General features: G+C 68.7%; 12 protein-coding genes. 11 read left to right on the top strand and 1 reads right to left on the bottom strand.

From position 1 onward, the window contains the following. Window positions 1-43 precede the first annotated feature (43 nt). The 9 genes from ALI144C_RS38735 to ALI144C_RS38695 all read left to right on the top strand — a co-directional run bounded on the left by ALI144C_RS38735 (window position 44) and on the right by ALI144C_RS38695 (window position 9,532). Window positions 44-904 carry an alpha/beta fold hydrolase gene (locus ALI144C_RS38735; protein ID WP_076992213.1) on the top strand — a complete coding sequence of 287 codons (861 nt, stop codon included), beginning with the start codon at window positions 44-46 and terminating at the stop codon, window positions 902-904. A 344-nt stretch (window positions 905-1,248) separates the two neighbouring features. Then, window positions 1,249-1,710 (top strand): MarR family winged helix-turn-helix transcriptional regulator, encoded by a 462-nt coding sequence (locus tag ALI144C_RS38730; RefSeq protein WP_076992212.1) that lies wholly within the window; start codon window positions 1,249-1,251, stop codon window positions 1,708-1,710. 86 nt (window positions 1,711-1,796) lie between these two features. Next, the gene (locus ALI144C_RS38725; RefSeq protein WP_076992211.1) at window positions 1,797-2,705 is read left to right on the top strand and encodes an LLM class flavin-dependent oxidoreductase; all 909 of its coding nucleotides are present in this window, start codon (window positions 1,797-1,799) and stop codon (window positions 2,703-2,705) included. Window positions 2,706-2,958: 253 nt separating this feature from the next. Next, window positions 2,959-3,285 carry a hypothetical protein gene (locus ALI144C_RS38720; protein ID WP_076992210.1) on the top strand — a complete coding sequence of 109 codons (327 nt, stop codon included), beginning with the start codon at window positions 2,959-2,961 and terminating at the stop codon, window positions 3,283-3,285. Between the two features lie 58 nt (window positions 3,286-3,343). Beyond that, window positions 3,344-4,021 (top strand): carbonic anhydrase, encoded by a 678-nt coding sequence (locus ALI144C_RS38715; protein ID WP_237774524.1) that lies wholly within the window; start codon window positions 3,344-3,346, stop codon window positions 4,019-4,021. Window positions 4,022-4,081: 60 nt separating this feature from the next. Continuing rightward, on the top strand, window positions 4,082-5,548 hold the full coding sequence (locus ALI144C_RS38710) for a SulP family inorganic anion transporter (protein WP_076992209.1): 1,467 nt from the start codon (window positions 4,082-4,084) through the stop codon (window positions 5,546-5,548). 155 nt (window positions 5,549-5,703) lie between these two features. Continuing rightward, the gene (locus ALI144C_RS38705; RefSeq protein ID WP_168211461.1) at window positions 5,704-6,447 is read left to right on the top strand and encodes a carbonic anhydrase family protein; all 744 of its coding nucleotides are present in this window, start codon (window positions 5,704-5,706) and stop codon (window positions 6,445-6,447) included. 149 nt (window positions 6,448-6,596) lie between these two features. Beyond that, on the top strand, window positions 6,597-7,274 hold the full coding sequence (locus ALI144C_RS38700; protein WP_076992207.1) for an ABC transporter ATP-binding protein: 678 nt from the start codon (window positions 6,597-6,599) through the stop codon (window positions 7,272-7,274). Beyond that, entirely contained in the window at window positions 7,271-9,532 is a 2,262-nt protein-coding gene (locus ALI144C_RS38695; RefSeq protein WP_076992206.1) for an FtsX-like permease family protein, read from the top strand. The genes ALI144C_RS38700 and ALI144C_RS38695 overlap by 4 nt, the downstream gene beginning before the upstream one ends. A 56-nt stretch (window positions 9,533-9,588) precedes the next feature. Here ALI144C_RS38695 and ALI144C_RS38690 read toward each other — a convergent pair whose 3' ends face one another. Further along, on the bottom strand, window positions 9,589-10,626 hold the full coding sequence (locus ALI144C_RS38690; RefSeq protein ID WP_076992205.1) for a LacI family DNA-binding transcriptional regulator: 1,038 nt from the start codon (window positions 10,624-10,626) through the stop codon (window positions 9,589-9,591). 108 nt (window positions 10,627-10,734) lie between these two features. On the opposite strand from ALI144C_RS38690, the gene ALI144C_RS38685 reads away from it, so the two are divergent. Continuing rightward, window positions 10,735-13,494 carry an AfsR/SARP family transcriptional regulator gene (locus ALI144C_RS38685; RefSeq protein WP_076992204.1) on the top strand — a complete coding sequence of 920 codons (2,760 nt, stop codon included), beginning with the start codon at window positions 10,735-10,737 and terminating at the stop codon, window positions 13,492-13,494. Between the two features lie 528 nt (window positions 13,495-14,022). Beyond that, window positions 14,023-14,247: a hypothetical protein gene (locus ALI144C_RS54920; RefSeq protein WP_143231131.1), complete on the top strand. Its 225-nt coding sequence runs from the start codon at window positions 14,023-14,025 to the stop codon at window positions 14,245-14,247. Window position 14,248: the final 1 nt, after the last annotated feature.

The raw sequence follows: 14,248 nt of genomic DNA, 5'->3' as shown, positions 1-14,248 counted from the left end.
ACGTTCTGGGTGGAACGTTCGTTACAGTCACTGAGGGGACCTCATGCACCACATCACCGCCAACGGGATCGACTTCGCCTACGCCGAGCAGGGCGACGGTCCGTTGGCGTTATTGCTGCACGGCATGGCGGAGACGCCCCGTGTCTTCAGGCACCTGATGCCCGTTCTCGCCGACGCGGGGTATCGGGCGGTCGCTCCGGCGATGCGCGGATACGCCCCCACGCAGGTTCCGCCGGACGGCAGCATGAAACTGGCGGACCTCGTCGCCGACGCCAACGCCCTGCACAACGAACTGGGCGGCGACGAGAACGCCGTGATCATCGGGACCGACTGGGGTGCGTACACCACCTGGGGCGCAGCCGCCGCCGCGCCGCAGCGGTGGGCGAAGGTCGTGGCGGCCGACATCCCGCCCTTGCGTTTCATAAAGCCGCTGGGCCCGGAGATGATCCACAAGCTCGGGCATTTCTTCTTCTTCCAGATGGACGTGGCCGAGCAGGTCGTGCGCCAGGACGACTTCGCCTACTTCGACTGGCAGTGGCGCTACTGGAGCGGCACCAAGCAGGGCGTCGACCTCGTGTCCGATCTCGAGGCGGGCAAGAGCGCCTTGCGGGAGCCGGAAAACCTCCGGATGGCGATCGAGGCGTACCGGCAGAACTTCCCGATTGCGACGTTCGGCACGGATCGATGGGAGGCCGGGCCGCTCCTGGCCGAGCTCCCCACCCAGCCGACGCTGTACCTGCACGGCACTGAGGATCCGAGCGTGGACGCGGAAACGCTTCCCGACATCGTCGCCGCGCTGCCCGCCGGGTCGGACGGGGTGATGCTGGACGGCGTCGGGCACTTCCCGTTCATCGAGAGCCCCGACGAGGTCAACGAGCTGGTTCGCGCGTTCCTGGCCGACTGACACCCTTGACCTTTGGATTGGTCTAAGCCAATGCTTCATGGACGTGAATGACCCGGTCACGGCGCGTGGCCAGGTTGCTCGCCTCGTGGTCGTGTATCGGTGTCCTCGTTCGATGAGAGTCTGCCCCGGCCGGAGGCCGGAGTTGGGATTCAGTGGGGCGGTTCCTGGCGTCGCCGCCGGAAGGTCGGAATATCGGTTGTCTTCTGGCTTTTCGGCGGTGGCGTCAGCCGGATCACGGCGGGCTTCTGATACTCCACAGTGGATCCGCCCGGCGGGACCCGCTCCCGCCGGGCGGTCTGTCCACGGCCTCGGTGCGTTCTTGACCGTGCACTAGCCTTGAATGTGTGAGTGCCAATCAGGATGGGTTCGGCGTGGTGACGGCGCTGGTGCGTGCCTCGTACCTGGTCAACGCCGTGTACGCCGAGTCGGCACGGGAGTACGGACTCACCCCGCAGCAAGGGCAGCTGTTGTGCGTGCTGATGTCCAGGTCGTACGGCATGGGTGAACTCAGTGCGACGTTGGGGCTGGCCAAGTCCAGCCTGACCGGCCTGGTGGACCGCACCGAGCGCAACGGCCTGGTGCGGCGCGGATCCGATCCCGATGAGGCCCGCGCGGTCCGCGTGGAGCTCACCGAGCGGGGCGCCGAGCTGGCGAAGGAGTTCTACGCCGAGACCTGCCGCCGGGTCGAGAAGCTGCCTGCGGGGCTCGGTGACGACGCCAGGGACGAGCTCGCCGCTCTGCTGAGCCGTGTGGTGTTGGACAACGACGTGCCCGAGGTGTTCATGGAGCTGGACGAGCGTCACTAGGAACACACTCGAGGCGGGTTGAAGTTCGCAGTACGAACTAATATGGTTCGTACTGCGAACTTCAAAACCTGTCTGATGAGGGTGTCATGTCTCTACCTGGGGTTGTCTTCGGTTTCGGCGCGCCGAGCGGTGTCGATGACGTGTCCGATTTGCTCCGTTTGGCCGAACTTGCCGATCGGGACGGACTGGACATCGTGTCCGTTTCCGACCATCCGTATGCCGGAACGCGCCTGGACGCGTACGCGGCGATCGGATTCGTGCTCGGTCGGACGCGGCGGATTTCCGGTCTGGTGAACGTCACGAACTCGCCGACGAGGCCCGCGCCGATGCTCGCGCGGTCCGTCACGTCCTTGTCGACGCTTTCCGGCGGTCGCATCGTTCTCGGGATGGGAGCGGGCGGCCTGTGGGAACGGATCGCCGCGCTGGGAATTCCGCGGTTGTCGCCCGGTGACGCCGTCGACGCGTTCGAGGAGGCGATCGTTCTGGTGCGGAAGCTGTCGGGCGGAGGTCCGCCGGTCACCTTCGAGGGCAGGCACTGGCGGGTCGAGGACATCGAACCGGCGCGGGCGGCGGCACCACCGGTGTGGACGGGGTCGAACGGCCGCAAGTCGCTGGCGGCCACCGGGCGCGTCGCCGACGGCTGGATCCCCGGTCACGCGGCCGACTGGCTGAGCAAGCGCTACCGGGAGTCCCGGCCGGTCATCGACGAGGCGGCGGTGGCGGCCGGGCGCGATCCCGGCGAGATCCGAACAATCTTCAACTTCGTCGGGCGGGTCACCGACAGGCCGCTGCGCGCGACGCGGGACGACGGGGGACGCTGGATTGGCGGTTCACCTGATCAGTGGGTCGATGAGCTCGTGGGAGCGGTGCTCGAGCACGGAGCGTCCGGGTTCACGCTGTTCTCCACCGATGGGGGGACCTCACAGAATCTCGTCGATCTGGGCCGGTGGGCCAACGAGATCGCCCCCGCCGTCCGGGCGGCTACTTCTCGGTAAGGCCATACTGTCGCGATGTGACAGCCGGGTGAACGCGGCGTGTTTGTTGGATGCCAACGCTTTCAGTTTGCGTTGAGGATTTTCAAGATCCCGGAATCACGGTACAGTCGACTGGGCCGGGTCAGGTGACCCCGGCTACCGCGCCCTGAAAAGTGTTCAGGTTTGGTCGATGCGGACTGTGCGGCGGTGGGGAACTTTCCGGCAATCAACGGTGTTGTTCCTGGTTGGGTCCGGTGTGTACGGAGGAGGAGTCGTGGCGCGACGGTTCGGGGTACTGGCGATCTTCGCCGTGCTCGCGGCCGTCCTGTTCATGCAGCACCCACTGCACGCCGGCGTCGAAGCACGGGCCAAGACCAGTGAGAAGGCCGAGGAAACCGTCCAGTTGGCCGCCCGCAGGCATCTGCTCGGCGCCGCGGACGGCGCGGACCCGTCCGGCGCGATCATGCCGGGCTCACCGCAGCTGGGCAGGAACGACGCGGTGCTCGGCCGCCCCGCGAACGAGATGGCGCGCCGGATCGTGCGCGTGGAACACAGCGGCATCGCCCTGCCGCTCGACCTTTTATCCGTGCTCCGCATCTGATCGGTCAGACGCTCGCTGCCGGAACGCAGCGCTGGCCTCTCAACGAGAATCAGCGTGGGTGCGCGCTGCCGCCATGGCGGTGCACGCGAAGTTCCGGTTGCGGCGGTCCTGGGTCACCACTCCAGTTGGACCGAGCCAGAACGAGGCCGACATGCAGCCGCTGATCGATCACGCACGCAGTTTTCCCGAAGCCGTCGCCGAGCGCCGCGAACAGTTCGCGCGCCTGGGTGACGGGCAGAAGCCGGAAGCCCTTTTCATCTCCTGCTCCGATTCCCGGGTGATGCCCGGGATGTTCACCGGCGCGCAACCCGGTCAGCTGTTCGAGTTGCGCAACGCCGGCAACATCGTGCCGCCGTACCGGGCCGACGCCAGCTGCGCGGTCGCCGGAACCATCGAGTTCGCGGTGCGCGCGCTCGGTGTGTCCGACATCGTCGTCTGTGGACATTCCCACTGCGGTGCCGTGCAAGGCCTGCGCAGTCAGGCCGGTCTGTCGGTCATGCCGCAGGTCAAGCGGTGGCTGACGCAGGCGGGTCACGGCACGGCCCACTCCGATGTGGACCTCGACGGCGCCGTCCGGCGCCATGTGCTGACACAGCTGGATCACGTGCGAACGCATCCCTGTGTCGTCGAAGGTGTCGCCGCCGGGACTCTGCGGTTGCACGCGTGGTTCTACCGCGTGACAACCGGCGAAGTCCTCGCCAACCAGACTGGCACGCCGAACTTCCGCCCGCTCTGACCTGCGCACGAAGCGTTTGTGCCGGTCTTTGCGCGGCTGACTTGGATGGAGCTCCTTGAAATGCCCTCGCCCTCGCTGTCCCGGCGCGCCTGGCGTGCCGATCTCACCGCGTCCATCGTGGTGTTCCTTGTCGCGTTGCCGCTCTGCGTCGGAGTGGCCGTCGCGTCCGGGGTGCCCGCCGAACTCGGTCTGGTGACCGGGATCGTCGGTGGGCTCGTCGTCGGTCTGCTGCCGGGCAGCAGCCTGCAGGTGTCCGGCCCCGCGGCCGGGCTGACCGTGCTCGTGTTCGAAGCGGTCAGGCAGTTCGGCCTCGCCGCGCTCGGCGTCATCGTCCTTGCCGCGGGGTTATTGCAGATCCTGCTCGGCCTGGTGCGGTTCGGGCGGTGGTTCCGAGCGATCTCCCCCGCGGTGGTCGAAGGGATGCTCGCCGGGATCGGCCTGGTGCTCATCGCCGGGCAGCTGTACACAATGGCGGGTGTCACCGCCCCCGCAAGCGGTCTCGGCAAGCTGACCGGCGTGCCTGACCTGGCCGGGAAGATCTTCAGTTCGGCCGCCGCGTGGACGGCGTTCGCCATCGGCGTGGGCACGATCCTGGTGATGGTGTTGTGGGCGCGGTTGCCCCGCAAGGTCAGGCTCGTGCCAGGCGCGCTCGTCGCCGTGGCGCTGGCCACCCTGGTGAGCGCGGTGTTCGACCTGCCCGTGCAGCGGATCGAGGTGCAGGGTCTGCTCGGGTCGATCAACCTGACGTCGCCGGGCGAGTTGGCCAGGCTCGGCGACATCGCGCTGCTGGGCACGGTGCTCGCCTTCGTGCTGATCGCGTCCGCGGAAAGCCTGTTCAGCGCCGCGGCGGTGGATCGGATGCACGACGGACCGCGTACCGACTACAACAAGGAACTCGTCGCCCAGGGCGTGGGCAACACGGTCTGTGGCGTCCTGGGTGCGTTGCCCTTGACCGCTGTCATCGTCCGGAGTTCCGCCAACGTGGAGGCGGGCGCGCGCACCAAGGCGTCCCGGGTGCTGCATGGCGTGTGGCTGCTGCTGTTCGCCGCGTTGCTGCCCGCCACGATCGGCGTCATCCCGTTGGCGGCGCTGGCCGGTGTGCTGGTGCACGCGGGCTGCAAACTGCTTCCGCTGCGCAAACTGGTGCCGCTGTGGCGTGAGCACCGCGGTGAGGCCGTCATCCTGGTGGTCACGGCGTTGGCGATCGTGGGGCTCAACATGTTCGAGGGTGTCCTGATCGGCATCGCCCTCGCGGTCGTCAAGGTCGCTTGGCAGGCGTCCCACGTGCAGGTTCGCGTGAAGGACACCGGCAGCGGGCCGATCAGGGTGCGGCTGTCGGGCAACGCGACCTTCCTGCGGTTGCCCGCGATCCTGGACAAGCTGGAGTCGCTGCCGCGGGGACGGCCGGTGGATCTCGACCTGACCGACGTGCACCACCTCGACCACGCGTGCCGGATCGCGCTCATGGCATGGGCCGATCGCGAGGAAAACGTCGATATCGTCCAATCGGAACAATTAGCCCAATAAATGCGAGGGACTGTATGTCCTGACATACAGGAAAAACGGACGTACGACGGTGATTGTCGCCTGGCGGAAAATCGCCGAAATTCCGTCAGGAATTTGTCCGGAAACTGTCTTTCGTTGGTTGTATGCAGTCTGCGGCCATCTGCAGGATCGCGCAGATGGCACGACAGAGAAAAGTTGCCGTCATTGGCCTTTCCTTGGCACTGTCGGCCGGTCTCGTCGCACTGGCGGGGCCGGCCGAGTCGCGGCTCCCGCGGCAAAGCCCGGTCGACGTGACGTACGGTGCGGTCAGATACGACCCGAGCTTGCCGCTGTTACACATTTCCTACCACCATTCCGACATCCAACTGCGGTACGTCCAGAAGGACGCGAGCACGCCGGGCGGCTGCTCCACCCGGCAGCACGAGGAAACCGAGGAAGCCGAGGTCGAGCCCGGCACCGCGCACGTGACGCTGGCCGGTGTGCGCTACGACCTGATCCAGTTCCACTTCCACACCCCGTCCGAGCACAGGTTCGATGGCCAGACCGCGCCGCTGGAGATGCACCTCGTGCACCGCGACGCCGCGCAGGAACTCCTGGTCATCGGCGTCCCGCTGAAAGCGGGCGATCCGTCTACTGTGGACAAGGTGCTGGCTGCGTTGGCGCCGGAGTGCGGCGCGAACGTACACGTCGGCGAGATCGACCTGAACTCCCTGCTGCCGCACGAGCGGACCTCCGCCCGGTACACCGGGTCCTTGACGACGTACCCGTACAGCGAGGGCGTCAAGTGGTTCCTGATGAAGGACAAGACCGTCTCGCAGGCCACCCTCAGCCGCTTCCAGCACTTGTTCACCAGCGGAAACGCCCGTGCGCCCCAGCCGCTCAACGGCCGGACCGTCGTGGTGGACCGCCCGCACATCTAACACCTGCCCAAGATCGCCGATTGACCGATCGGCACATCGGCCAGATGGCTGATGTGCCGATCGGTTTCCCCGGCTCCCAGGACGAAGCGGCAACCCATCTGGCCCCGGCAGTCTCCTCGTCGTTCGCGGAACATCGATGAGGAGGAACGGTGACAGAGCCGATTCTGGCGGGACGGAGCGTGGTGAAGCGCTACGGCGACGTGACCGCGCTCGCCGGGGTGGACATCACCATCGGGACAGGCGAAGTGGTCGCCATCGTCGGGCCGTCGGGGTCGGGGAAGTCGACCCTGCTGCACGTGCTCGCCGGAATCCTGCCCGCCGACGGCGGTGAGGTGTTCGTCGGCCGTGAGCCGATCACCCGGATGTCGGAGACCGAGCGCAGCAAGCTCCGCCGCACGGAGTTCGGGTTCGTGTTCCAGTCGGGGATGCTGGTCGCGGAGTTGACCGCGGAGGAGAACGTCGCACTGCCGATGCTGCTCGCGGGCACCCCGCGGGACAAGGGCATCGCCGCCGCGAGGGAGTGGCTGGTGCGCCTCGGCCTCGGTGGCCTGTCCACCCGCAGGCCGGGTGAGGTGTCCGGTGGGCAGATGCAGCGCATGGCGATCGCCCGCGCGCTGGCACACAGCCCGCGGGTGATCTTCGCGGACGAGCCGACCGGGGCGTTGGACACCCGCACCGGCCAGGAGACGATCAGCGCGCTGCTGACCGCCGCGCGGGAGACGAACGCGGCCGTCGTCATCGTGACGCACGACGAGTCCGTTGCGAATCGGGCGCAACGGATCATCGAGATGCGCGACGGCCTGATCGCAGTGCGAGCGGCGGCATGAACCCCGTCCAGCTCGCGTTGCGTGTGCTGCGGGGCGACTCCCGGAGCCGCTTGTCGGCCATCTTCACAGCTGTCGGTGTCGCGGTCGGGGTGACACTGGTGCTGTGGCTGGCAACGGTTCCGGACGCCCTGCAGTCCCGTGCGGACCGGGCGACGTGGCGCCAGCCGTTCTACAGCACTGAGGCGAGTTTCGAGGAGGCGAAGACCAACGCGGCGGTTCTGGCGAGTCAGACCCGCGACAACGTCGGTCAGCAGCAGATCCAGCGCTTCGACGTCGCCGCGCTCAAGCCGGACCCGCCTGTCGCGGCCGGGATCCCGAAGGTGCCGGGGCCGGACGAAGTGCTGCTGTCGCCCGCGTTGGCCAAGCTGGCGGCGGAGAAACCGGCCGCACAGCTGGCTGACCGGTTCAAGGGCAAGGTGATCGGGACGATCGGGCCCCAGGCGCTGTTGTACCCGGACGAACTGGTCGCGATCGTCGGGCACGACGCCAAGGAGATGCCGACCGGGACACCGCGCCCCGGGCTGACGCCGTCGGGACAGCCGGGGTCGATCAACTCGCTGCTGGTCGTGCTCAGCCAGATCGGCATCGTCGTGCTGATCGCGCCGTGTCTTGTGCTGGTCGCGTCGGCCGCGAGGCTGACGGCGGCCCGCCGCGAGCGCCGGTTGGCTGCACTGCGACTGGCAGGCGCGACACCGCAGCAAGTGATCTCCATGACCGCCGCGGAGACCGCCATCGCCGCGATCGGCGGTGCCGTTCTCGGTGTGGCGCTGTCGTTCCCGCTGCGGGAACTGGTCGCGCTGATCCCGTGGGACGGTGGTGACTGGTATCCGTCGGACTGGACGCCGTCCGGTCCGCTGAGCGCCGGAGTGCTGATCCTGGGGCCACTTCTGGTCGTCGGCGCCGCTGTGCTCGGGTTGCGGCGCGCGGTGAGCAGGCCGCTGGGTGCGGCGCAACAGCAGACCAAGCGCCAGCCGAACGTGGCACGGCTGCTCTGGCTCGTCGGCGCCGCCCTGGTTTTCGTCGTCGCACTGGGCGCGGCGAAAGTCGGCGGCGAGGACACCGCGATGTACGTGGTCCTGTTCGGGATCGCCGCGGTCGCGGTGTCGCTGGTGTTCGCGGGCCCACTGGTGACGTCGTTGCTCGGCAAGGTCTTCACGGCCAACTGGCGCTCGCCGGCGACCCTGCTGGCCGGGCGCAGGTTGCGCGACGACCCCAAGGCCGCGTTCCGCGCGTCAGCCGGGGTGGTGCTCGCGGTCTTCGCGGGATCCATGGCACTGGCCATGTTCCCCAGCGTGGAGGACCAGATCGGTTACAGCTCAGGCAAATGGCGTGACGGCGTGTTCGTCGCCGAGGGTGCCGGGCACAGCACGGAGCAGATCAGCGACCTGAAGGCAGACCTCGCCGCGCGTGGTGCCGGTGACGCGTCGGTCGTGGAGATCGGCGGAGGCGGGTTCGACGTGGCGGGCAGCGACCGCGGCTTCTCGGCGATGGTGATCAACTGCGCCGACGTCGCCAAGGTGCTCGGCGGCCGGATCGAGGGGTGCCGCCCGGGACCGGCCGTCTACGTTCCCCAGGGAACCGCCGTTGACGCTTCGACGCTGAAGTTCACACCCTATGGGAACAGGGCCATGCGTGACACCAAGCCGATGTCGTTGCCGAAGGGAACAGAGATCCGGGAGTACGAGCCGGTCGGCTACCACGGGTTCGTCGTGGACCCCGCGGTGTTCGGCTTCGGCCCGGAAGCGATGGACACCGTGGCCGTGGTGACCACACCGGCCAACGCCGACGTGGTGCACACCGCGGTTGTCCGCAACTTGCCGGGCGTGTCGGTGTACAGCAACGAACGGTACGACGGCCGGGCGGATACCCTGACCGGCGACCTCCGGCGGGCAACGCTGCTGGGCCTGAGCATCGCGACCGTCCTCGGTGGAGTGAGCGCCGGTGTCGCTGCCGCGGGTTCGGTGGTCGACAGGCGCAGGACGTTCGGTGCGCTGATCGCCGCGGGGACGCCGGTGAAGGTGCTCACCAAGGCACTGCGGCGAGAGGCGATGTTGCCCGCGCTGGTGGCCACTGTGGGCGCCGGGGTCGCCGGTGTGCTCGTCGGGGCGGGGCTGCTCACCTTGATCAAGGGGAGTCTGCAGCTCAACCTGTGGATCATCACGCCTGTGGTGCTGGGGCTTGTCGTGGCTTTGATGGCCGCTGCCGCCTGCGGGCCCGTTCTGCGGCGGGTTTCCGCGAGGGATTACTCGGACGAGTAGGGCGGTCGTCATTCCTGACGCCGGAGGGAGTATCGGGGCTTCCTCCGGCGTCTTCTTCACGTCGACTCCCGGACAACCAGAGCGGGATCGAAGACGACGGACCGAGGAGCCTGCTCGGGAGACTCGATCCGGTCAAGCAGAATCCGAGCCATCTCCGCCACCATCTCCTCAACCGGCTGGACCACTGTGGTCAGTCGCGGCCGGGAAGCCAGCGCGGGCGGGCTGTTGTCGTAGCCGACCACCGCCACGTCCTCAGGGACACGACGACCATTCTTCTGCAGCACGAGCACAGCCCCATGAGCCATCAGGTCGTTGGCCGCGAACACACCATCCAAGTCGGGGTGTTCGGTGAGCAGCCGCGCCATCGCCGTCTCGCCGCTCTGCTGGGTGAAGTCGCCCTCGGCGATCGGGATGTACGGGTACCCGTGCCTGTCCATGGCCTGCTGGAACCCGGCCAGCCGTGCTTGGGCCGCCGGGACGTCCAGTGGGCCGCAGATGGTGGCCACCTTCGTCCTGCCTCGGCTGACCAGGTGGTCTGCGGCCAGTTCCGCTCCTGCCTGGTGGGCCGTGTCCACGTAGCTGATCGGGACGGGGCGTGCCGGGCGGGCGAACAGCACCGCGGGCAGTCCCGCGTCGATCAGCAGTCTGGGCAGCGGGTCCTCCGGGTGGGTCGAGACCAGCAGCGCGCCGTCCGCGTTGCCCCGCCGCAGGAAGTCGATCACCTCGGTCCGGGCCTCGCCCGTCTCCGCCAGCATCAGCACCGGGTGGATGCCGTGGTTGCGCAGGAAGTTCACCACTCCACCGGCCACCCGGCCGAAGAACGGGTCGCCGAACACCTGGGTGGCGAACTCCTCTCCTTCGCCCGGCGCACCCGCCATCACCAGCACGATCGTGCCTGCCCTGCGGGTCACCAGCGAGCGGGCTGCCTGGTTGGGCGCGTAGCCGGTTGCCCGGATCGCCTCGCGGACCGTCTCCTGGATCTCGCTGTCCACGTTCCGGATGCCGTTGATCACGCGGGACACCGTCGCGCGGGACACCCCGGCCACCCTCGCGACGTCCTCGAGGGTCGGGGTCCGCGCTGACGGCTTGCTCATACCCGTATTTGTACAACCACCGGTGCCCTGCGGCGCCCCCTTGACCGGACAGCGGGGACATCGACACACTGCGCGGATGCGGCGAGTTCCAGCGGGTGTCCTGGTGCCATGAGGTTTCGGCTGCTCGGCGCACTGGAGATCGACGACACCCCGATCGCCGCGGACAAACAGCGCACCGTACTCGCGATGCTGCTGGTCAACGCCGGGCGCACGGTTCCAGCGCACACCCTGATCGCCGAGGTGTGGGGTGAGCAGCCGCCGCGTTCGGCCGCGCCGAACCTGCGTGGGTACGTGATGCAGCTGCGCCGGTTGCTGCCCAGCGAGGAGCTGCTGGTGACCTCGCGGTCGGGTTACCAGCTCGACATCGAGCCCGGTGACTTCGACGTGCCCGTCTTCGAGGACCTCGCCACCAAGGGCAGGCTGGCGCTGATCCGGTCCGACCTCGGCACGGCCGCCCAGGCCTTCGGCGAGGCACTGGGCCTGTGGCGTGGACCGGCCGCCAGTGGTGTGCCGCTCGGCCCGGTGCTCGGCGAGACCGTCGCCCGGCTCACCGAGCAGTACCTCGCGGTCGCCGAGGACTACGCGGAAGTCCAGCTCGCGACGGGTGGGCACGCGGAGGTCACGGCCCGGTTGCGTGGCTGGATCAGGCAGCACCCGTTGCGGGAACGCCTGCACAGCCAGCTCGTGCTCGCGCTGTACCGCTCGGGGGACGTGCCGGGTGCGTTGGACGCCTACCAGTCGGCTCGCCGGACGCTCGCCGACGAGCTGGGGATCGATCCCGGACCGGAGCTCAGCCGGCTGCACGAGCAGGTGCTTCGGCGTGACCCGGCGTTGTCACCCAGCCGGGCCGAGCCGGTCGTGCCCCGCCAGCTGCCGCCGGAGCCCGTGGTGTTCGTGGGCAGGCAAACCGAGATCGAGCTGGCGTCCGCTGGTGGTGTGGTGGCACTGCACGGGCCTGGCGGGCTGGGCAAGTCCACGATCGCGTTGAAGGCCGCGCACGCCGTGGCCCGCCGTTACCCGGATGGTCAGCTGTACGTGGACCTGCAGGGATCGAGTCCCGGCCTGCGCCAGCTCGATCCCGCCGAGGTGATCGGCCGGTTCCTGCGCGCGCTCGGGGTGCCGCCGGATGAGCTGACCGTCGACCCGGGTGAGGCAGCCGCCCGCTACCAGTCGCTGCTGGCGTCCCGGACGATGCTGGTGGTGCTGGACAACGCCGCCGACGCCGGCCAGGTGACGCCGTTGCTGCCGGCCAACCGGGACTGCGCGGTGATGATCACCAGCAGGGTCGCGTTGACCACTGTGGACGCGCGGCAGATCGCGGTCGGTGTGCTCGACGACGGGGATTCGGTGCGGCTGCTGGGAAAGCTGGCAGGTGACGATCGGGTCATGGCCCAGCGCGGTGCGGCCGACGACATCACCAGGTCATGCGGCGGGCATCCGCTGGCGTTGCGGATCGCGGGCGCGCGGCTGGCCAGCCGCCCGGACTGGTCGCTCGCGCAGTTCGGTGCGCGGCTGGCCGACCGGCGCCGCACGCTGGACGAGCTGCGCGTCGCGGACCTCGGTGTGCGGGCGTGTTTCTCGGTCGGCTACGAATCCCTCGGCGCCGACGTCACGGCTGTGCTGGCGGCGAGGGCTTTCCGACTGCTCGGCGTGCTCGGTGTGCCCGAGGTCGGCGTCGAACTGGTGGCGGTTCTGCTCGATGTGGACGAACCGCGTGCCGAACGCGCGCTGGACCGGCTGGTCGAGGTCCGGCTGCTCGACCCGGTCCCCGGCGGCCGGTTCCGCACCCATGACCTGCTCCGGCTGTATGCGGCCGAACTGGCCGCCGAGACCGACCCGGCGACCGAGCGCACGTACGCGTTGCAGCGCGCACTGGGGTGGTATCGCACGATGTGCGCGAGCGCCGGGATCGAGCAGTTCGACGCGGAAATGCCGTGCCTGGTGGCCGTGGCGACGCAGGCGGCCGAGCGTGAACCCGCGATCGCCCGGTTCACCGTCGACCTGGTCACGGCGGTCCGTGCGTTGGCGACGAAACGCAGCCACTGGCGTGAGCTGGCGGCGTTGGCCCGGCTCGCGCTGGACGTCGCGCGGCGCGACGACGACAGCCGCGGTGAGGCGGCGATGCTGGGCATCCACGCCACGATCGAGTACCGGGCCGGACGGGTGTCGTCCGCGCGGGAATGCATGACCCGGGCACTGCGGATCTGGCGTGAACTCGGTGACCGCGAGGGCGAAGGGCTCGCGCTGCACAACCTCGGCTGGTTGTGCATGTGGACGCGTGACCTGCACCGCGCGCACGACTACTTCACCGAAGGCATCGCGTTGCTGGCCGAAGAGGGGTCGCCGAAGCTGGCCGTCGTGCGGCACAACCTGGGTGAGGTCCTGCTCAGGCTGGGCAAGCACACCGAAGCCGTCGACTGCCTCAACGAGTGCCTGGCGATGCGCCGCCGCGGCGGCGACCGGATCGGTGAGAGCATCACGCTGGTCGCGCTCGGCCGGGCGTACTGCCTGATGGACGACCGTGGCGAGGCGTTGCGCACGTTGGACGCCGGTCTGGCCGCGTGCCGTCGGATGGGCAACCGCGACGACGAGTGGGAAGCGTTGTTGTGCCGTTCGGAGATCTGGCTGCGTGAGGACGAGCCCCGCAACGCGCTCAACGACGCGCTACGGGCCCAACGGCTGACCGTCCAGATCGAGGACGACTACGGGCAGGCCGCGTCGGCGAGGCAACTGGCGAGGGCGAGGACGGCGCTGGGCGACGTGGCGGCCGCGGGACAGGACCGGCGGCGGGCGTTCGAACTGTTCGCGGCGCCGTCGACGCGCCGTGACCCGATGCTCGAAGAAGTACTGTCCGCGCACGCCCAATGACTACCGGTCCAACTGTACGGACCGCTGTACGCGGGCGACTTAGCCTGGGTCCGCCGCTGTCGCTGTCGCGTGGTCCGGCGGCTTGCTGGAGGTGTCGCCGGCCCACGCCCTTGAGCCGCCCGGCCGGTATCGTGAAAGCACGAAAAAGCGGCCTCCTGCGCCTACAGGAGACCGCGAGAGTCGATGCCCATCCCGGTAGAACGGTGCCTCGCTCCACGCACAGGATCATCTGCCGGGTGCGGTCGGGTGTAGGGGCCAAGGTCCCGAAACCGCCGAACAACGCCTGACCTGCCCGGATCGGCCTCCCCGGGATTTCTTGACCGTCACATGCGGATCCTGGCCAGGGACCAACGTCTCCAATCAACCGAACAAACCTCGCAAACCCTGGTGTCGGGCCGTGCCGTGCGGGATGATGGGCGATGACGGAGCCTGACGCGGAGGCCCGGTGAGCGCCTACTCGCCGGGAGAACCCCTCTCGCGTCGCGGCTCCGCTGTCCCATCCCGGTAGCGGTATAGGAGGTCCCGCCCTTGACAGACCCATTTCGGCGCGCGCGGACACGAGAGGTTTCGCCGCAGTACTGGCAAAACCTGGTCCCGCCCGCGTTCCAGTTGGTCACCTTCGCGGGGATCGCCTGCTACGTCGAGGTGCTCGTCGCCGGTGGCTACGGTCCGGTGGCCGCGCTGGCCACCGCCGTGACGGCAGCGATCGGCGCGCGGATCAGCACCGCGTCCGGCCGGGCCGCGGCCCGATGAG

Source organism: Actinosynnema sp. ALI-1.44 (genome assembly GCF_001984155.1).
Lineage (GTDB): Bacteria > Actinomycetota > Actinomycetes > Mycobacteriales > Pseudonocardiaceae > Kibdelosporangium.
Note: the sequence above shows the minus strand (reverse complement) of the source record. Positions and strands in the feature narration are given on the sequence as shown.

Bases quoted from the DNA above. Each gene is read 5' to 3' on its own strand.
- ALI144C_RS38735 (WP_076992213.1), top strand. From the start codon at position 44: ATGCACCACATCACCGCCAACGGGATCGACTTCGCCTACGCCGAGCAG.
- ALI144C_RS38725 (WP_076992211.1), top strand. From the start codon at position 1,797: ATGTCTCTACCTGGGGTTGTCTTCGGTTTCGGCGCGCCGAGCGGTGTC.
- ALI144C_RS38710 (WP_076992209.1), top strand. From the start codon at position 4,082: ATGCCCTCGCCCTCGCTGTCCCGGCGCGCCTGGCGTGCCGATCTCACC.
- ALI144C_RS38705 (WP_168211461.1), top strand. From the start codon at position 5,704: ATGGCACGACAGAGAAAAGTTGCCGTCATTGGCCTTTCCTTGGCACTG.
- ALI144C_RS38695 (WP_076992206.1), top strand. From the start codon at position 7,271: ATGAACCCCGTCCAGCTCGCGTTGCGTGTGCTGCGGGGCGACTCCCGG.
- ALI144C_RS38690 (WP_076992205.1), bottom strand. From the start codon at position 10,626: ATGAGCAAGCCGTCAGCGCGGACCCCGACCCTCGAGGACGTCGCGAGG.
- ALI144C_RS38685 (WP_076992204.1), top strand. From the start codon at position 10,735: ATGAGGTTTCGGCTGCTCGGCGCACTGGAGATCGACGACACCCCGATC.